Source organism: Chromobacterium sp. LK11, from assembly GCF_001043705.1.
Taxonomy (GTDB): domain Bacteria; phylum Pseudomonadota; class Gammaproteobacteria; order Burkholderiales; family Chromobacteriaceae; genus Chromobacterium; species Chromobacterium alkanivorans.
Genome location: NZ_LDUR01000013.1, coordinates 105295 through 123169, shown reverse-complemented (window position 1 = coordinate 123169; position 17875 = coordinate 105295). Strand labels below are relative to the sequence as shown.

The 17875-nt window shown below is 62.5% G+C and carries 20 protein-coding genes; 7 read left to right on the top strand and 13 right to left on the bottom strand.

Annotation, left to right across the window (positions count from 1 at the left end; genetic code table 11):
- Positions 1-194: 194 nt before the first annotated feature.
- Positions 195-830, top strand: a complete 636-nt coding sequence (locus VK98_RS09435) for a pyrimidine 5'-nucleotidase (protein WP_048413785.1) — start codon at positions 195-197, stop codon at positions 828-830.
- 51 nt (positions 831-881) lie between these two features.
- Here VK98_RS09435 and VK98_RS09430 read toward each other — a convergent pair whose 3' ends face one another.
- The 6 genes from VK98_RS09430 to VK98_RS09405 all read right to left on the bottom strand — a co-directional run bounded on the left by VK98_RS09430 (position 882) and on the right by VK98_RS09405 (position 7014).
- On the bottom strand, positions 882-1946 hold the full coding sequence (locus VK98_RS09430) for a PotD/PotF family extracellular solute-binding protein (protein WP_048413784.1): 1065 nt from the start codon (positions 1944-1946) through the stop codon (positions 882-884).
- Between the two features lie 242 nt (positions 1947-2188).
- The gene (locus VK98_RS09425; RefSeq protein ID WP_048413783.1) at positions 2189-2983 is read right to left on the bottom strand and encodes an ABC transporter permease; all 795 of its coding nucleotides are present in this window, start codon (positions 2981-2983) and stop codon (positions 2189-2191) included.
- The gene (locus VK98_RS09420) at positions 2976-3869 is read right to left on the bottom strand and encodes an ABC transporter permease (RefSeq protein WP_197083011.1); all 894 of its coding nucleotides are present in this window, start codon (positions 3867-3869) and stop codon (positions 2976-2978) included. The genes VK98_RS09425 and VK98_RS09420 overlap by 8 nt, the downstream gene beginning before the upstream one ends.
- Before the next feature lie 6 nt (positions 3870-3875).
- Entirely contained in the window at positions 3876-4961 is a 1086-nt protein-coding gene (locus VK98_RS09415) for an ABC transporter ATP-binding protein (RefSeq protein ID WP_048413782.1), read from the bottom strand.
- 274 nt (positions 4962-5235) lie between these two features.
- Positions 5236-6291: a PLP-dependent cysteine synthase family protein gene (locus VK98_RS09410; RefSeq protein ID WP_048413781.1), complete on the bottom strand. Its 1056-nt coding sequence runs from the start codon at positions 6289-6291 to the stop codon at positions 5236-5238.
- Positions 6292-6393: 102 nt separating this feature from the next.
- A complete protein-coding gene (locus VK98_RS09405) occupies positions 6394-7014 on the bottom strand; it encodes an OmpW family protein (RefSeq protein ID WP_048413780.1) in 621 nt (206 codons plus the stop codon).
- Positions 7015-7164: 150 nt separating this feature from the next.
- On the opposite strand from VK98_RS09405, the gene ubiD reads away from it, so the two are divergent.
- The 3 genes from ubiD (at position 7165) to VK98_RS23685 (ending at position 9752) form a co-directional block, all read left to right on the top strand.
- Positions 7165-8640 carry a 4-hydroxy-3-polyprenylbenzoate decarboxylase gene (gene ubiD / locus VK98_RS09400; RefSeq protein WP_048413779.1) on the top strand — a complete coding sequence of 492 codons (1476 nt, stop codon included), beginning with the start codon at positions 7165-7167 and terminating at the stop codon, positions 8638-8640.
- Positions 8641-8872: 232 nt separating this feature from the next.
- Positions 8873-9208, top strand: a complete 336-nt coding sequence (locus VK98_RS09395; protein ID WP_048413778.1) for a hypothetical protein — start codon at positions 8873-8875, stop codon at positions 9206-9208.
- Positions 9153-9752 (top strand): hypothetical protein, encoded by a 600-nt coding sequence (locus VK98_RS23685; RefSeq protein WP_197083010.1) that lies wholly within the window; start codon positions 9153-9155, stop codon positions 9750-9752. Before VK98_RS09395 ends, VK98_RS23685 begins: the two co-directional genes overlap by 56 nt.
- An 87-nt stretch (positions 9753-9839) precedes the next feature.
- Here VK98_RS23685 and VK98_RS09390 read toward each other — a convergent pair whose 3' ends face one another.
- Positions 9840-10151, bottom strand: a complete 312-nt coding sequence (locus tag VK98_RS09390) for a hypothetical protein (RefSeq protein ID WP_048413777.1) — start codon at positions 10149-10151, stop codon at positions 9840-9842.
- The gene (locus VK98_RS09385) at positions 10151-11761 is read right to left on the bottom strand and encodes a hypothetical protein (RefSeq protein ID WP_048413776.1); all 1611 of its coding nucleotides are present in this window, start codon (positions 11759-11761) and stop codon (positions 10151-10153) included. Before VK98_RS09385 ends, VK98_RS09390 begins: the two co-directional genes overlap by 1 nt.
- A 28-nt stretch (positions 11762-11789) precedes the next feature.
- Here VK98_RS09385 and VK98_RS24355 point away from each other — a divergent pair, with 28 nt between their 5' ends.
- Positions 11790-11921: a hypothetical protein gene (locus tag VK98_RS24355; RefSeq protein WP_019103653.1), complete on the top strand. Its 132-nt coding sequence runs from the start codon at positions 11790-11792 to the stop codon at positions 11919-11921.
- Between the two features lie 167 nt (positions 11922-12088).
- Positions 12089-12445 (top strand): 50S ribosome-binding protein YggL, encoded by a 357-nt coding sequence (locus tag VK98_RS09380; protein ID WP_048413775.1) that lies wholly within the window; start codon positions 12089-12091, stop codon positions 12443-12445.
- A 77-nt stretch (positions 12446-12522) separates the two neighbouring features.
- Here VK98_RS09380 and VK98_RS09375 read toward each other — a convergent pair whose 3' ends face one another.
- The 5 genes from VK98_RS09375 to VK98_RS09355 all read right to left on the bottom strand — a co-directional run bounded on the left by VK98_RS09375 (position 12523) and on the right by VK98_RS09355 (position 16499).
- Positions 12523-13122 carry a YdcF family protein gene (locus VK98_RS09375; RefSeq protein ID WP_019103655.1) on the bottom strand — a complete coding sequence of 200 codons (600 nt, stop codon included), beginning with the start codon at positions 13120-13122 and terminating at the stop codon, positions 12523-12525.
- 77 nt (positions 13123-13199) lie between these two features.
- Positions 13200-13439 carry a DUF2164 domain-containing protein gene (locus VK98_RS09370; RefSeq protein WP_048413774.1) on the bottom strand — a complete coding sequence of 80 codons (240 nt, stop codon included), beginning with the start codon at positions 13437-13439 and terminating at the stop codon, positions 13200-13202.
- A gap of 79 nt (positions 13440-13518) precedes the next feature.
- Positions 13519-13875 carry a hypothetical protein gene (locus VK98_RS09365; RefSeq protein ID WP_048413773.1) on the bottom strand — a complete coding sequence of 119 codons (357 nt, stop codon included), beginning with the start codon at positions 13873-13875 and terminating at the stop codon, positions 13519-13521.
- 153 nt (positions 13876-14028) lie between these two features.
- Positions 14029-15432 carry an aspartate ammonia-lyase gene (aspA, locus tag VK98_RS09360; RefSeq protein ID WP_048413772.1) on the bottom strand — a complete coding sequence of 468 codons (1404 nt, stop codon included), beginning with the start codon at positions 15430-15432 and terminating at the stop codon, positions 14029-14031.
- 158 nt (positions 15433-15590) lie between these two features.
- Positions 15591-16499 (bottom strand): LysR substrate-binding domain-containing protein, encoded by a 909-nt coding sequence (locus VK98_RS09355; RefSeq protein WP_048413771.1) that lies wholly within the window; start codon positions 16497-16499, stop codon positions 15591-15593.
- A 190-nt stretch (positions 16500-16689) separates the two neighbouring features.
- Here VK98_RS09355 and VK98_RS09350 point away from each other — a divergent pair, with 190 nt between their 5' ends.
- Positions 16690-17841: a diguanylate cyclase gene (locus VK98_RS09350; RefSeq protein WP_048413770.1), complete on the top strand. Its 1152-nt coding sequence runs from the start codon at positions 16690-16692 to the stop codon at positions 17839-17841.
- Positions 17842-17875 lie beyond the last annotated feature (34 nt).

Genomic DNA, 17875 nt, shown 5'->3' with positions numbered 1-17875 from the left:
GACCCCACACCCGTCAACACCTTTCGTGAAAGATTTTTGACAAAAGAGGCCTCTCGCAAGCTATCCCCATGATTTATATTGAATCATTCATATGAAGAATTTCAGCGTAGCCGCCATGCACTGGTAGGGACTGTCGTTTCCGGACTGAAAAAACGATAATTCCCCTCCTCGTCCGCCCTTCTAGAAGCACAATCATGCGCAACAAAACCTGGATTTTCGACCTGGACGACACGCTGCACCACGCCAGCGGCGGCATCTTCGCCCATATCAGCCACGCGATGTCCGCTTATATGATGAAACATCTGCAAGTGGACGCGGTGGAAGCCCGCTTGCTGCGCGAGCGCTATTGGGCGCAATACGGCGCCACCATGCATGGGCTAGTCACCCATCACGGCATCGACCCTCATGACTTCCTATTGGAAACCCATAAGCTGGACGAGTTGGAGCAATGGCTGTTCGCCGAACACAACCTGGCGGAATCGCTCAGCGCGCTGCCCGGCCGCAAGCTGATCTTCTCCAATGGCCCGCACCATTATGTGCAAGGCATTTTGCAGCGCCTGGCGATAGAGCGGCACTTTCACTCCATCTATGGCGTCGAGCAAGTGGACTACGTACCCAAGCCTCACGTGGGCGCTTTCCGTAAAGTACTGGCCAGAGAGAAACTGGATCCGCGGCACTGCATCATGGTGGAAGACTCGCTGCCCAATCTGCTGACGGCGAAGAAACTGGGCATGAAGACGATCTGGATCAGCAAGCAGGTGCGGCGCCCCGCCCATGTGGACATTCGCATCGCGTCCATCGGCGATCTGGCGCGCCGGCGCTGGGATTGAGCATAAAAAAAGGCCGGAATCCCGGCCTTTTCCCTATATAGAGTATCCCGCTTACTTCAGCTTGATCTCGGACCACACCTTGTTCAGCTCGCGACGGTCCTTGGCGTTCAAGTCCTTCAGCTGTTGCAGGCGCGGCAGTTCGCTGGCGGTCGGGAAGATCGCGTGCACCTTGGTCAGTTCCGGTTTGACGAACTTGCCGGCGGCGGCGTTGGGGTTGCCCGAGCCCATCTCGTTGGTCAGACCGGAGGCGTTCTTGCCGTCCAGCATGAAGTTGATGAACTTGTAGGCCAGGTCCTTGCGCGGCGCGTCCTTCAACACCACGAAGTTGTCCAGCGACAGGGTGTTGCCTTCTTTTTGCAGCGCGAAGTTAACGCCGAACTTGCGGCCGGCCTTCTTGGCGTCCTGTTGCGCCTGGTACATATCGTTGGAGTAGCCGAAGGCGACATAGATGTTGCCCACGGTCAGTTCCTTGATATAGCTCTGGTTGTTGAAGGCGGCCCAGTAAGGCTTGGCCTTCAGGATCACGTCGCGCGCGGCTTTCCAATCCGCCGGATTGGTGGAGTTGGCCGGCTTGCCCAGATACATCAGCGCGGCGGACACCAGTTCGCGCTGGGAATCCAGCACCGTGATCTTGCCCTTGAGCTTAGCCAATACGGCCGGATCGAAGATCAAGGCCCAGCTATTGGCCTTGTCCAGCAAGCCCAGTTCCTTCAGCTTGGTTTCGTTGTAGCCCAGCAGCGTGGTGGTGAAGGCGTAGGGGACCGAGTACTGGTTGCCCTTGTCGAAGAAGCTGTTCAGGTAGCCTGGGTTCAGGTTCTTGAAGTTGGGCAGCTGTTTTTTGTCCAGCGGCTGGGCCTTGCCCTGCTTGATCAGCGCTTCCACCGCGAAGCCGGTCGGCACCACGATGTCGTAACCCTTGGCGCCGGCGGCCAGCTTGGCCAGCATTTCTTCGTTGTCGCCGTAGAAGTCCTGCACCAGCTTGCACTTGCAGTAGGCTTCAAAGCTCTTGGCGGTGCTTTCCGACAGGTAGTTGTTCCAGTTGTAGAGGTGCAGTTCTTCCGCTGCGTACGCCTGAGCAGATATGGCCAGGGCAAGCGTCACCAGGACTTTTTTCATTGCGTTTTTCCTTCTATTCGCACAAGTGCGTTGCGACTACATGAAAAACCGGCCGGCTCCCTTGTTGCCCGGCCGGGGCCCTACTACTTAAACAGGCGCTCAAAGCGTGTTTACGATCTCGCGAGCAAGAGCGAGGCAAGGCGAAAACAGCCGAAGAAGCGGAATGTACAGTTGGTACATGAGCATTCTGAAGCTGTTTTCAACGCCGTATCGCCGACGCGCAGCAAATCGTAAACAGGCTTTCAGCCATTGGCCCGCAGCGCGCTGGGCGACACGCGCGAAGCAATGACGATCAGCACCAGGGTCAACAGCATCAGCAAGCTGGAAACGGCGTTCACTTCCGGCGTCACCGCGATCTTGATCATCGAGTAGATTTCCAGCGGCAGCATGCTGGCGCCGGCGCCGGCGGTGAAGAAGGTGATCACGAAGTCGTCGATGGACAGAGTGAAGGCCATCAGCGCGCCGGCGATGATGCCCGGCTTGATCACCGGCAAGGTGATCAGACGGAAGGCCTGGAACGGCGTGGCCCCCAGATCGCGCGCGGCTTCCACCAGGCTGTCGTCCATGCCCTGCATCCGCGCGCGCACCACGATGGCGACGAAGCCGATGCAGAAGGCGACGTGGGACAGCAGGATGGTGATCATGCCCAGTTCCAGAATGCCGATCAGCTGGTTGACGATGACGAAGAAGATCACCAGCGACACCCCCATCAGCAGTTCCGGAATGGCGATGGGCGTCAGCACCAGGAAGGGCAGCAGGCGCAGCTTGTAACGATGCATGGCGATGCCGGCCAGCGTGCCCAGCACGGTGGCGCAGGCGCTGGCGATGATACCGATGATCAGCGAGTTGGCCGCCGCGCTCAGCATCTTCTCGTTGTGGAACAGCTTGTCGTACCACTTGAGGGTGAAGCCCACCCACTCGGCGTTGAGCCTGGAATCGTTGAACGAGTACAGCACCACGATCACCAGCGGCAGATAGAGGAAGGCGTAGGTCAGCAAGGCCGACGCCCACAGCCAGCGGGATTGTTTCTTAGCCACGTTTCTTGCCTCCTCTGCCCACCATCGCGCCCAAGGCCGCGATCAGCAGCACGCCGCCGGTCAACATGATGGACAGCACCGAGCCGAACGGCCAGTCGCGGGTGTCCAGGATCTGCTGCTTGATCAGGTTGCCGATCATGATGGAATCGGTGCCGCCCAGGATGTCCGGTATCGCGAACATGCCCAGCGCCGGTATGAACACCAGCGCGGAGCCGGCGAACACGCCCGGCAGCGACAAGGGCCAGGTCACGCGCCAGAAGCGTTGCCAGGCGTTGGCGCCCAAGTCCTGCGCCGCGTCCAGCAGCGACATGTCGTGCTTTTCCAGATTGGCGTACAGCGGCAGCACCATGAAGGGCAGGTGCACATAGACCAGGCCGACGATGACGGCGAAGGGCGTGAACAGCAGCCGCACCGGCTCGAAGCCCAGCGAGGTCACCACCACGTTCAGCATCTTGGTGAACGCCGACTGTGGGCCCAGGATGATCATCCAGGCGTAGATGCGGATCAGGAAGTTGGACCAGAACGGCAGGATCACCAGCAGCAGCATCAGGTCGCGGTATTTCTTGCCGGAACGCGCGATCAGCCAGGCCAGCGGGTAGGCCATCAGCAGACAGGCCACGGTAGTGATCCCCGCGTAGCCGGCGGACTTGATGAACAGCTCGATATAGAGCGGCTCTTCCACCAGCCGGTAGAAGTTGTCCAGGGTCAGATCCCAGACCAGCTTGCCTTCCTCGAGGTAGTACATCGGCGCCAGGCCGCCGTAATCGCCCGGATTGCGGAAAGCCGCCACCACCATGATCAGCGACGGCACCAGGAAAAACAGGATCAGGTAGACCAGCGGCGGCCACGACAGCGCCCACTTGCCGAATCGATCTCGAATCGCCATGCGCGTTTACTCCGTCAGGAAGCTGCCGGCGTCGAAACGCCAGGCCAGTTCCACGATGTCGTTGTCGTCAAAGAACTTGGCGACGCCCGGAATGCTGTTGGGCAGCATCGCCTCCACCATCACGCCCTCGCCCACTTCCACCACGTAGAGGGTAACGTCGCCCAGATACAGACAGTCGTGGACGCGGCCCTTGAAATAAGCCTCGTCGTCGTGGGACGGTAAGCTCTTGTCCAGCTTGACCTTTTCCGGCCGCAGCGCCAGCCAGCCGGTCTGCCCTTCGCGCACGTCCGGCACCGCCAGGCAGCGCACTTCGCCGCAGCCTTTCAGATCCACCAGCATGGTGTCGCCGTCCACGCTCTTGACCTTGCCCTCCAGCACATTGCACTGGCCGAGGAAGTCGGCGACGAAACGGTTCTTGGGTTTGCTATACAGGGTTTCCGGCGCCTCCAGCTGCTCCACCTGGCCATGGCTCATCACCGCGATGCGGTGGCTGAGCGCCAGCGCCTCGCCCTGGTCATGGGTAACGTAGACGAAGGTGATGCCCACTTCTTTTTGCAGCTTGATCAGCTCCAGCTGCATTTCCTCGCGCAGCTTGGCGTCCAGCGCGGACAGCGGCTCGTCCAGCAGCAGCAGCCGCGGACGATCCACCAGCGCGCGGGCGATGGCCACGCGCTGGCGCTGGCCGCCGGACATCTCGTGCGGGTAGCGGTCGCCGAACTGGGTCAGGCGCACGTCTTCCAGCAACTCGTCCACCTGGGCGGCGATCTTGGCCTTGTCCCACTTGGCCATTTTGAGCGGGAAGGCAATGTTCTCGCGCACCGTCATGTGCGGGAACAAGGCGTAGCTTTGAAACACGGTGTGCACCGGACGTTTTTCCGGCTGCACCTGCGACATGTCCTGGCCGTCCAGCAGGATCTGGCCGGCGTCCGGCTGCTCGAAGCCGGCCAGCATGCGCAGCAAGGTGGTCTTGCCGCAACCGGAGGGCCCAAGCAGGGTGAAGAACTCGCCGGCTTCTACCGACAAGCTGACATTGTTGACCGCCGTGTAGTCGCCAAAGCGCTTGACGACATTTTTGATTTCAAGGAGAGCCATTATCTTCCCCGCCCAAGAAAAAGGGCGCCAGTTTAACAAAAAAGATAAAGCTGGGGCCGTTGAAATCCCTTGAAAATTCAAGACCTCAGCGCATTTTTTCCATTGTGCGAACCGGGCGTTCCGGCCAGGCCGGTAAGTTGCTATTTTCTCAGCAGAAAACCGCGCGCCGCCCGGCTGGTTTTCGGTGCGGCGCAACATGGTTCCAATTCAAATAATTGATGCTTTTTGACAACAACTGCCGGCATCTCGCCGTCTACGAGCCGCCAAACGACGCTTACCACTGCCCTTCGTTGAAGAAGCGGCGATAGCGTTCCACCCAGCTCGAGATGTCGAAACCGTTGGCCTGCAGCCAGTCGTGGTTGTAATAGCTGCCCTGGTAGCGGTTGCCGTCGTCGCAGATCAAGGTGACGATGGAGCCGCTGCGGCCCTGGCTGCGCATCTGGCCCACCAGCTCGCAAACGCCGTAGAAGTTGGTGCCGGTGGAACCGCCGCAGCGACGTCCCAGCACTTCCTCCAAGAAGTGGATGGCGGCGTAACTGGCGACATTGGGCACCCGGATCACACTGTCGATGACTGTCGGAATGAAGGAGGGTTCCACCCGTGGCCGGCCGATGCCTTCCACGCCGGAGCCGCCTTCGCAGCGGCAATCCATGCTGCCGGTATGAAAGCAGTCGTAGAACACCGAGTTTTCCGGGTCCACCACGCAGACCTTGGTCGGCAGTTTCTGGTAGCGCACGTAACGGCCGAAGGTGGCCGAAGTGCCGCCGGTGCCGGCGCCGCAAACGATCCAGTCCGGCACCGGATTGGGCTCGTACGCCATCTGGGTGAAAATGGTGTCGGCGATATTATTGTTGCCACGCCAGTCGGTGGCGCGCTCGGCGTAGGTGAACTGGTCCATGTAATGGCCGTTCAGCTCCTGCGCCAGACGTTTGGATTCGTCGTAGATGGTGGCCGGATCGTCCACCAGGTGGCTGCGGCCGCCGTAGAATTCGATGGCGCGGATCTTTTCCTGCGAGGTGCTCTTGGGCATCACCGCGATGAAGGGCAGGCCCAGCAGCCGGGAAAAATAGGCCTCGGACACCGCGGTGCTGCCGCTGGAGGCCTCAATGATGGTGCTGCCTTCGCGAATCCAGCCGTTGCACAAGCCGTACAGAAACAGCGAGCGCGCCAACCTGTGCTTCAGGCTGCCGGTGGGGTGGGTGGACTCGTCCTTGAAATAAAGCTGTATCTCCGGCGCGCCGGGGATGGGCAGCGGAATCAGATGCGTGTCGCTGGAGCGATTGAAATCGGCCTCGATCTTGCGCACCGCCTGGGCAACCCAATCAGTCATCTTGCTTCTCCAGTGTCGGGAATTTCACAAGCGGCCATTCTAACGCGACAAGCAAGAAAAAAACGCCCCGCGGGGCGTTTTGGATTCAAACCGGCTAGCCGATCAGAACTTGGTGCCGAAGCCGATGCCGAATACCCACGGGTCGATCTTCAGTTCGCCCAGTTTGGCGCCGCCCAGTTGATCCGCGGTCACGTCGGTCTTGATCCAGATTTTCTTGACGTCCAGGTTGACGAACCAGTTCTTGTTGATCGCGTAGTCCGCGCCCAGTTGCAGCGCCGGGCCCCAACTGTTTTTCTTCACGCTCAGGTTGGTGTTGGCGGCCGCTGCGCGCAAACCGTCATTGTAAAAGCGGGTGTAGTTGATGCCGGCGCCCACATAGGGACGGAAGGTCGCGTCCGGCATGAAGTGGTATTGCAGGGTCAGAGTCGGCGGCAGCACCGATACTTTGCCGGCGGAACCAAAGGCGTTGGTGGTGATTTCGTGGCGGGTGGTGGCCAGAATCAGCTCGGCGCCGATGTTGTTGGTGATCATGTAGGTGAAGTCGACTTCCGGCGCCCAAGCGTCCTTGGCGTCGACGTTCAAGCCCGGCACCGCGCCGGAGTTGCTCCAGCTGGCGTCGGGGTTGACGTTGATCACGCGGAAGCGCGCCAGGATGTCGCCTTGGGCGGCGAAGGCGCTAGCGGAAACCAGGCCGATCATGGCGGCGAGAGCGAGCTTTTTCATATTGAGTTCTCCTATCATGTTTGGTCGAATGCAGGCTTGGCGCTTGCCGCCATCGTTGACTTTGACTGCGGGCAGCAGTAGCGTTCGGCGTCCGGTGGCAGATTATCCAAGCGCCTAATATCAAACTTTGCGCCAGATCATGAGACGGTCATGAAATATGCAGATTTAAGGGAGTTTGTCTCCCAATTGGAACAACAAGGCCTGCTGAAACGAATTGCGGCCCCGGTCTCTCCGCACCTGGAGATGACCGAGATCGGCGACAGGGTACTGAAAGCCGGCGGCCCCGCGCTGCTGTTCGAACAGCCAGTCAAGGACGGCAAACGCTTCGATTACCCGGTACTGGCCAATCTGTTCGGCACCCCCGAGCGCGTGGCGCTGGGCATGGGCGCCGCCGATGTGATGCAGTTGCGCGAGATCGGCAAGACCCTGGCCTACCTGAAGGAGCCGGAACCACCCAAAGGCCTGAAAGACGCCTGGGACAAGTTGCCGCTGTTGAAGCAGCTGCTGTCGATGGCGCCCAAGGAAGTCAGCAAGGCGCCGTGCCAGCAAATCGTATGGGAAGGCGAGGAAGTCGATCTGGAGCGGCTGCCTATCCAGCACTGCTGGCCCGGCGACGTGGCGCCGCTGATCACCTGGGGCCTGACCGTGACCCGCGGCCCCAACAAGAAGCGCCAGAACCTGGGCATCTATCGCCAGCAGTTGATAGGCCGCAACCGCGTCATCATGCGCTGGCTGGCCCATCGCGGCGGCGCGCTGGATTACCGCGAGTTCTGCCAGCAACACCCCGGCAAGCCTTACCCGGTGGCGGTGGTGCTGGGCTGCGACCCGGCGACGATCCTGGGCGCGGTGACGCCGGTACCGGACACCCTGTCCGAATACCAGTTCGCCGGCCTGCTGCGCGGCAGCCGCACCGAGCTGACGAAATGCCTGGGCTCGGACCTGCAAGTGCCGGCGCGCGCCGAAATCGTGCTGGAAGGGCATATCCATCCGAACGACACCGCGATGGAAGGCCCTTACGGCGACCACACCGGCTATTACAACGAGCAGGACCGCTTCCCGGTGCTGACCGTGGACCGCGTCACCATGCGCGAAAACGCGATCTACCACAGCACCTACACCGGCAAGCCGCCGGACGAGCCTGCGGTGCTGGGCGTGGCCTTGAACGAGGTCTTCGTGCCCATCCTGCAAAAGCAGTTTCCGGAAATCGTCGATTTCTACCTGCCGCCGGAAGGCTGCAGCTACCGGATGGCGGTGGTCAGCATCAAGAAGCAATACCCCGGCCACGCCAAGCGGGTGATGATGGGTTGCTGGAGTTTCTTGCGCCAGTTCATGTACACCAAGTTCATCGTGGTGGTGGACGACGACGTCAACACCCGGGACTGGAAAGAGGTGATCTGGGCGATCACCACCCGCATGGACCCGGTGCGCGACACCACCTTGATCGAGCACACGCCTATCGACTACCTGGACTTCGCCAGTCCGGTGTCCGGCCTGGGCGGCAAGATGGGCCTGGACGCCACCAACAAGATGCCCGGCGAAACCAACCGCGAGTGGGGCGTGCCTATCGTGATGGACGAGGCGGTCAAACAGCGCGTCGATGAGATGTGGCTGCAATTAGGGCTGTAAATCACTCCCCGCCCCCCGGCCTACAAACACACCGGGGGGCCCCACCATGCTCTCGCCAAGCACTCCCCGCACAGTGCTTTGGCTCTTACTCCCTAAATTGCCGCCTCGTTTCGGACGTCCCTGACTGAAAGGTCAGTTATCTTTTTTTATTAATATATTTACATTTTGCCTTGCTGAATAATGTCTCTGCAACGATCGCGAGATGGCGCTCTTGCCGCCACAGGAGAGCAGCATGAAAAGTTGCCCGACAATCCAAGGATTGGCGCTGGATCAAAGCAGTCTGCAAGCTCTGGAGCAAATAGAACTCAAACTAAGAGGCCTCCGGCTCGCCGCCAGCCTCACCGGTGTTGGTGTGATAAGCAATATCTTTTACCGCAGCAGCCCGCTACAAGCGGCCTATAACATCCAAGCGACAGACTGGCGGCTGTTCGCACAGAGTACGGCGGCTTGGCCGAGAATTATGCAGAAGACAGTACAACGCATTGCGGAAGAAGAGCACTGGAGTCATCAGCATGACCGGAAGCAAGCTCGATTCTGGGAGGCTGTGGCATATGGCTGCAAACCTTAATAAAAACACGTGGCCGGTTTGGACTCTACTGATTGGCAGCCTGTTCTGGCTAACGCCAAGCCAGGCACAATCTCCTACCCAAGAAGATCTGACCTCATTTGCCATACGACGCCTGGCTCAAGCCGTGATCGACTATAGCGCCCAGATCAAATATTGCCGACAACAAGAGATCGTGCTGCCTCCGAACACCTTCGCCGGATTAGAAATTTCCCGGGATGAACAGATTGCTACGCTTGCTTATTTTCGTCATAAAAATGACAGAACATGCCTTGGGCAGGTTGAGGAGGAATTTTTGCAAGCCAGCCTGCTAGCCCGGGAAGCAAAACTACCTGCTTATTCGGCCAAGGACGACCCAGGGGCTGAGCAGATTCTCACCGCGCTGCTATCCCGTACGCTTGCGCTTAAAAGAGAGCTACCTTACTTACGTCTCGCGCCAGCACTGCGCAGCCAGTTGGAAGCGCTACCGGTACTGCAACATAACTTTGATCCATTCCAGTCCATGCGCAGCCTAGGCTTGTCAAACTCTGCCATCGACGATGATTGACCCCCCGCAATACTCGGCCGCTTCCTCCTGAATCCCCTTATATTGAAAACGCCCGGCATCATCAGAGACCGGGCGCTGTTTCATCGCTCAACGCGGCTCAAGCACTTCCGCCTGCAACAGCACGGCCTCGCGCCCCAGCAGCGGATGAGTCTTGAACGGACCGGCCCGATAGCGGATGCGCGAACCGGTCCGCTTTTTCAAGGCGGCCACTTCCGCGGCCCCCAGGCCCTTGCCGTCGCCGGCGGGCTGGATGACGAAGGTGCCGCCATCCCCCTTCTCCACGCCCAGGCGCACCAGCGGCGGCGCGCCCACGGCGACTAGAGTGCCCTCCTCCCACGGCGGCAGCCCCATGGCGCCGACGCCGGCGCAAAGGCCCAGCCACAGCAGCAGCCAGCGCATCACGGCTTGACCAGGATCAGGTGACTGTTGGCCGGCACCGTCACCCGCGCCACGCCGCGGGACAGCGGCAGGCTCTGCTTATAGGTTTCCGCCGTGGCCAACGCGCTCCAGCCGATTTCCTGCGCCTGGAACGGCACCGCCGGCAGCAGCAGGCTCTTGCCCTGGGGGAAGTACTGGTTGGCCGGCAAATTCAGCGTCTTGGCCGGGAAACCGTAGCCGCTGGCCGGATTGCCGCCCAGCGCCAGCGTGGTGTTGAGGCGCAGCATCAGACTGCTGTAATCGCCGCCGCCCACCGCGCGCAAGCCGTCGTTCAAGGCCCGCTCGCCGGTATTGCCGCCGGTCACCCACGGCTTCATCACCCCCGCGCCGAACTGGTGCAGCATCTGCATGCCCGTCGCCAGCGCTTTCGGGTAGCAAGTGTAGTTCGACGCCGCCACGCTCCAGCCCTTCAGATTGCAAGCCGGCCGGCGCAGGAAGCTTTCGAAGTCGCCGCCGCGGCGCAGGTCCGGATGGGAGTTGGCGTCGCTGCCGCGACCGCCGGTGAAGGTGTCCGCCGACACCAGATAGCCCATGGTCTGGGCCGCCAGCTCGTTTTCCCACACCGTGGGATTGCCGGAGCTCGGTGGCTTGCGCAGGATTTTGTTGTAGGCGTAAAGCACATGCAGGTATTCATGCGCCAGCGTGGACAAGGCCAGGCTGGGGCCGTTGCCCTTCATGGTCCAGTTGCGGCCCGGATCGGCCTGGGCGAAGGTGTCCAGGTCCACGAAGGTGGCCAGCGCCTGATTGCTCTTGCCCACCACGTCGCGGCACTCTTGGTCGGCGCCGCACATGGTCGGCGCGGCCGACGCCAGCAAGGCGTTGGTCCAGCGCACATAACCGAGCAGGCGGCCGCCGCCGGCCTGGTTCGGATCGTTCAGCCGGCTCAGCACCAGATGCACGTCCTTGGTGTCGCCGGGCAGGGCCAGCGCGCGCCAGCCCGGATCGATGTCGTCGCCCCAGGGCTCGCTGACCACCGAGGCCTCCAGCGGGTAGACGCTGTTGGCGAAGCGCTCGGCCAGCGCGTCGGCCTGGTCGCTGCCTACGCTGACGTCCAGCCCGTCCTGCGCCCAGACGTAGACCTTGCCGCCGCCGTTGGGCAGGTCGCGCATCGCTTGCAGGCTGGTGGCGCTGTCCTTGTCCATATCGTGCCAGACCCGCTTGTCGCCGATTGCGTAGCTGCTCGCCTGCAGCTTGGCCTGCTCCGCCAGCAGCCGGTGCGAACCGGCGGCCCGCAGCGACAAGGCGCCGGAGCGGGCCGCCGCGCCCACCGCGGCCATCACCGCCCGGCTTTCCGCCTCCAGACGCTCCGCGGCGGCGTCCGATCCGCCGCGCAGGCCGGAAGCGCCCAGCTTGGCCTGGCTGGAGGTGTCGCCGCTGCTGACGCGCGACACCACCATCTGCCAGCCCGTGCTCAAGGCGGCGCCGCTGATCGACACCGTTTGCGCCAATGCGCCGGTATTGGTGTATTGGTAGGCGGAGCCCGATTGCGCCCTGCCGGCCGAAGCCGGCAAACGGCACGCATTGCCCGAGCACTGCAGCGCCGCCACTTCCGCGCCGTCCGTCGCCAGCATCCTGCCAGATGCCGACGCTCCAACGGCCGTGCCGCTGCTGCTGTTGCCGGCGCTGCCGCCGCCACCTCCGCCGCAGGCGCTCAACAGCGCCGAAATCACGGATACCGCCAATATTGTTTTTGTGCTTTTCATCCCTGTAGTCATCCATTTCATGTATTGAGAATGAGAAAAAATACTAATTCCATTCCAATGGCAATGACTACGGCAAATAATTACCTTTTTATATGATATTTGTTTAGTTAGAGTGACAGAAACCTACGCACAGCCGGCGCAGCGCAAAGCCGGCAAGCCTGCTATCATCGCCGGGTCTTTGAATAAGGAGCAGTCATGTCCCTGCGCAACCCCAATTCCCCCCACCGCCTGAGCCGTCTGAAATCCCGCCAACGCAAGAAAATGCGCGTAGGCGAATTCCGCGAGCTGGGCTTCCATCTGATCGCCCTGCTGCACGACGGCGTGGACTCCGAGGCGCTGCTGGACGCCTGGCTGATCCAGGTGGACGAGGCCGGCATCAGCTTCGGCGGCCATTTCGACGGCGCCGGCAAGCTGGAAGGCGTAGCCTTCCCGGTGGGCGAGGTCAAGATCAGCGACGAGCTGCGCCTGCAACTGCTGGCCTGGCTGCAAGCGCGCGCCGAAGTGAAATCGGTGGAAGGCGGCGAACTGATCGATCTGTGGCACAGCCGCTGATCCCTTTCCGTCCGACGTGAAAAAACCGGCTTATCGCCGGTTTTTTTATGCCTGGACGCTTCGAGCCGCGGACGCGGTCAGGACAGCTTGCGGAACACCCGATAGCCGATATAGAGCCAGGTTTCCCTGGCCAGGAAGCGGGACCAGCTGGACAGGGTACGGTAGCGGCTGGATTGCGTCGGCGCGGGATAGGCGGTCAGGCCGATGTCGGTGGCCATCAGCACCGAACGGCGCATGTGCAGCGGATCGCTGACCAAGAGGAAGGAGCGGATGCCGAACTGGCTGCTCAGTTCGCGCGCGTTTTCCAGGTTTTGCCAGGTGGTGCGCGACTGGTTTTCCGCCAGCATCGCCGTCATCGGCACGCCCTGCTTGGCGGCGAAGTCGCGGCCTACGTCGGCTTCGGACGGATAGCCCGGTTCCGGCGTGCCGCCGGTGAACACGATCCAGCGCACCTTGCCGGACTTGTACAACTTGACCGCGTGGTTGATGCGCTCGCGGAACACCGGCGACGGGCGCTTGCCCCAGGCCGCCGCCCCCAACACCAGCGCCGCGTCGGCTTGCGGCTCGTTTGCGCTGCCGCCGAAATCGACAATGCTCCAGGCCACGTAGCTGAAGCCCAGCACCACCAGCAAAATCGCCAGCACAAAGCCTTTCAACATCAAACGCAAGTAGAGCATGGGTACCGCAAGTGAAGGGTGGAACGCCGATTGTACCCGCAAACCGCGGGCAAGCGGCAAGGCCGCTCGCGCGGCTTCTACTTCTCCAATTCCCAAATCGCCGCCTGCAAGGACTCCATCCGCGCGGCGAGCGCCAGCTGCGCGTCGTCCAGCGCCTTGTTGTAAATGTCTTTGCCGATTTTGTCGGCGACGAAGTCCAGCAGGAATTGCGCGTCGAACTGCCCCAGCTCGAGGCCGAACTGGTCTTGCGCGTACTGTTGCAATTGCGGAGCCAGCGCTTGCAGCTGAGCGGGGGTCAACATCGAATGATTGGCCATGGCGTGCCGCCCTGTGCGATTGAAAGCCGCGATTATGGCGGCTATTCGCCGATGCTGGAAGCGCTTTCCCCGCCGACGGCTAGCCGGACAGCGTCCGCCCCCATCGCAGCAGGCCCGCCCGCCACTGCCGCTGGCCGTCCAATTGCCAGGCCAGCAGCAGGTCGCCGGCCTCGCTGCGCCACAGCGGATGCGCCCGCATCTCGCTGAGCAAGGCCTCCGCGGCCTGGCTGTCGTCGAAACACAGCGCCAGCCAGTCCGCTCCCGCCCGCGTCAGCACGCGGCGCAGCTTGTCCGGCCACGGCGCGGCGCCGCGCCACACCGTGGCGCCGTGAAAACAGCCCGAGCGCAGCCATTGCCGCCGGACGCGCCATTGTTCGGCGCCCAGCGCGCACAGGCCGCGCGGAAACTCTAAGCCCCACCATAGCGCAGCTTGCATCTGTCGCCCTTTCATTGTGCGATGCACAATTTTTTATACCCGCATTCCGTCCTCCCCGCAAGCACGGCCCGCGCCGTTAAAAAAAACAGGCCGCGCAAGGCGGCCTGATCAAGTTGAAACGCTCACAACGATAAGTCAAACAAGGGAAATCGATTACACGGTCACCCAGCGCGGCCGGGTCAGCTCTTCCGGCTTCAGCAGCAAATCCAGCTGCTCGCGGCTCAGCAAACCTTGCTCCAGCACGATGTCGGCGACGCTGGCGCCGGTGGCGTGCGCCTGGGCCGCCACATTGGTGGCCGCGGCGTAGCCGATGACGGGGTTGAGCGCGGTCACCAGGCCGATGGAGTTCTCCACGCTGGCGTGCAGGCGTTCGCGGTTGGCGGTAATGCCTTTGACGCAGTTGTCGGTCAGCGTGGAACAGGCGGCCGCCAGATGGCCCATGCTGCGGAACAGGCTGTAGGCGATCACCGGCTCGAAGGCGTTCAGTTGCAACTGGCCGGCTTCCGCCGCCATGGTGATGGTGACGTCGTTGCCTATCACCTCGTAAGCCACCTGGCTCACCACTTCCGGAATCACCGGATTGACCTTGCCCGGCATGATGGACGAACCGGCCTGGCGCGCCGGCAGATTGATCTCGCCGAAGCCGGCGCGCGGGCCGGACGACAGCAGACGCAAATCGTTGCAGCTCTTGGACAGTTTGACCGCGATGCGCTTGAGCACGCCTGACAGTTGCACGAAGGCGCCGCAATCCTGGGTGGCCTCGATCAGATTGGGCGCGGTCAGCAAGGTGTGACCGCTCAGCTCGGACAGGTGCAGGCAGGCCAGGCGCGCGTAATCCGGATGCGCGGTGATGCCGGTGCCGATGGCGGTGGCGCCCAGATTGATCTCCAGCATCAGCGCGCTGGCTTCCATCAAGCGCTGCTCGTCTTCCTGCAGCATCACCGCGTAAGTCATGAACTCCTGGCCCAGCGTCATCGGCACCGCGTCCTGCAGCTGGGTGCGCCCCATCTTCAGGTAGTCCTTGAACTCGTCGGCCTTGGCGGCGAAAGCCTCGCGCAGCGTCGCCATCCGGGTCAGCAGCTTGTTGGCGCCCCAGAACGCCGCCAGCCGCAAGGCGGTCGGGTAAACGTCGTTGGTGCTCTGGCACAGATTGACGTGTTCGTTGGGGTGCAGATGCTGGTACTCGCCCTTGGCGTGGCCCATCAGCTCCAGCGCGCGGTTGGCGATCACCTCGTTGGCGTTCATATTGGTCGAGGTGCCGGCCCCGCCCTGGATCGCATCCACCACGAACTGCTCATGCCAGCGGCCGGCGCGGATTTCCTCGCAGGCGGCGATGATGGCCTGGGCGATCGGCGCCGGCAGCAAGCCCAGATCGCGGTTGGCCTGAGCGGCCGCCTGCTTGATGCAGGCCAGCGCGCGGATCAGGTCGCCGTAAGCGGCGATGCTCTGGCCGGTGATGGGGAAATTCTCGACTGCGCGCAAGGTGTGCACGCCCCAGTAAACGTCGGCGGGCACTTCACGATCGCCTAACAGATCATGTTCTATGCGGGTCGTCATGGATGCTTCTCCTGGTACGGATGGCGCCACGCGCTCGCGTGGCTTGAAGCAGCGCACTCTATGCCATGCCGCGACGGCTGGCCAATTCGAAATGCCGATGGGGTCATGCGGGAAACGCATAACCTTGGCGGGGCGCGCGCGTTCCCCGGCGCCCCCGCTCAGCAGGCCGGGTATTGATGCGTCAGATACTCCCAAAAAGCCTTCAAGGCCGGGCGCTGACGCTTCTGGTCCACATAGAGGCGGATTTCCATCTCCACCTGCCAGGACTCGTCGCCGGCGGCCGCCAGCAAGCCTTCCTGCGCCTCCCGGCGCACCGAGCTCTCCGGCAGGAAAGCCAGGCCGTGTCCCTCCAGCGCCATGTGCTTGAGGCCTTCCGCCATATCGGTTTCATAGCGCAGCGCCAGCTTGGCCGGCTGCGGCGCGGACTCCAGGATCAGATCGCTCATCAGCCGGAAATAGGCGTTGCTGGCGTAGCCGAGGAAAGGCAGCGGCTGCTGCGCGCTGCCGGGCAACTGGTAGCGCGGCCGGCCGGCCTCCGCGATCGAAAACGGCCGCAGCCGCTCCACGCCCAGCTTCAATCCCAGATAGCGCGCGTCGGTCAGCTCCACCGGCTGCTTGGGATGGTGGTAGCACATCAAGAGATCGCTGCCGCCCTCCACGAAGGCCAGCAGCGCGTCGTGCACATTGCTGGCCTGCAGCCTGCAGGGCAAGGCGCCGTAGCCGCGCTGCGCCTGGGACAGCCATTTGGGGAAGAAGGAGAAGGACAGCGTGTGCGGCACCGCGAACTCCAGCGTGCCGGCGGCCAGCGGCTGCAAACCGCGCAGCAGGGCGCGGCTGGTGTTGAGCTGGGACAGCATGCCCACTGCCTGCTCGCGAAACAGCGCGCCGGCTTCGGTCAGCCGCGTCGGGTAGGTGGTGCGGTCGATCAGATCCGCCCCCAGCCAGCTCTCCAGCGATTTGATCCGCCGCGAGAACGCCGGCTGGGTCAGGTGGCGCAATTCCGCCGCGCGGGTAAAGCTGCCGGTTTCCGCCAGCACCAGGAAGTCTTCAAGCCACCGAGTTTCCATCGCGCGGTTCCGTCGGGTTGATCAGGAGTTGCGATAGTAGCGTAAACACGGCCCAAGAGCCTGGTCAAAGTCCGCCGCGCTTCGTGAAACGCGACAGGCGAGCGCCGCCGCCAAGCCGGCGATTTTGACCTGCTGCAAACCCAAAGTCATAAACCGGGGTAGAATAACGCAACTACCTGGCACCATCCGCATGCATATTACTCACTTCATCTGGCAAAAGCTGCTGGGCATGGCGCCCGGCGAAATCCAGAGCGGCGATACGCTCTGGCTGCTGAGCCCTCGCCAGCACATGCCCTTGCTGGCGCAGCGACGCGCGCTGATGCTGGTCAACCGCTGCCGGCTGTTCGCCATCCTGTTCTCCGCGCTGACGCCGGCCTGGGCGGTGATCGACCTGCTGACCCTGCCCTATCCGCTGTCGCTGCAACTGGCGGGGCTGCGTCTGCTGGTGTCCGCCGCCTTCGTCGCGCTGGCGGTCTGGCAGCCGATGGACGGCCGCCTGTCTTCGGCCTATCGCGGCATCGCGCTCTTGTTCGCCATCCCCACCCTGTTCTACATCGCCTCGCACTTGCTGCTGCGCCGCTACCACCTGGAGGGCTTGTCCGCAGCCATCGGCGCCGGCTACGCCTTCCTGCCCTTCGTGCTGCTGGCCGGCCTGGCCATCTTTCCGCTGACCCTGCTGGAAAGCCTGGCCTTCGCCAGCCCGGCGCTGTTCGGCTTCTTGCTGACCGGCCTGCTGGAGCTGAACGGCGACAACCTGCCCGGCTTCGGCGGCGAATTCTGGCTGTTGTCCTTGCTGACCGGCGTCTCCGCCATCGCCGGCATCAGCCAGTTGGCCTTCATCATCGTGCTGGTCCACCAGGCAATACGCGACCCGCTGACCGGGGTCTTCTCGCGCCGCAGCGGCGAGGAAATGCTGGGCCTGCTGCAATTGCAGGCCCAGCGCAGCCGGCAGCCGCTGAGCCTGGCCTTCATCGATCTGGATCATTTCAAGACGATCAACGACCACTACGGCCACCTGGCCGGCGACCAGGTCTTGCGCCATTTCGCCGAGCTGATGGAAGGCCGGCTGCGGCGCAGCGACGTGCTGGTGCGCTGGGGCGGCGAGGAGTTCGTGCTGCTGATGCCCGGCGCGCAACTGCCCCAGGCCGCCCAGGTCATCGCCCGCTTGCGCGCCCAGGGACTGGGCGAGCGGCCGGAAGGCAAGGTCTTGACCGCCAGCATCGGCGTGGCGGAGTTGTTTCAGGACGGCTGCGCCGACTGGCGCGCGCTGGTGGACCTGGCCGACACCCGCATGTACCGCGCCAAGCAGGCCGGACGCAACCGGGTGATGATCTCCGACTGAGGCTTTACCCGCCGGACGAGTTTCCTTATCGTTG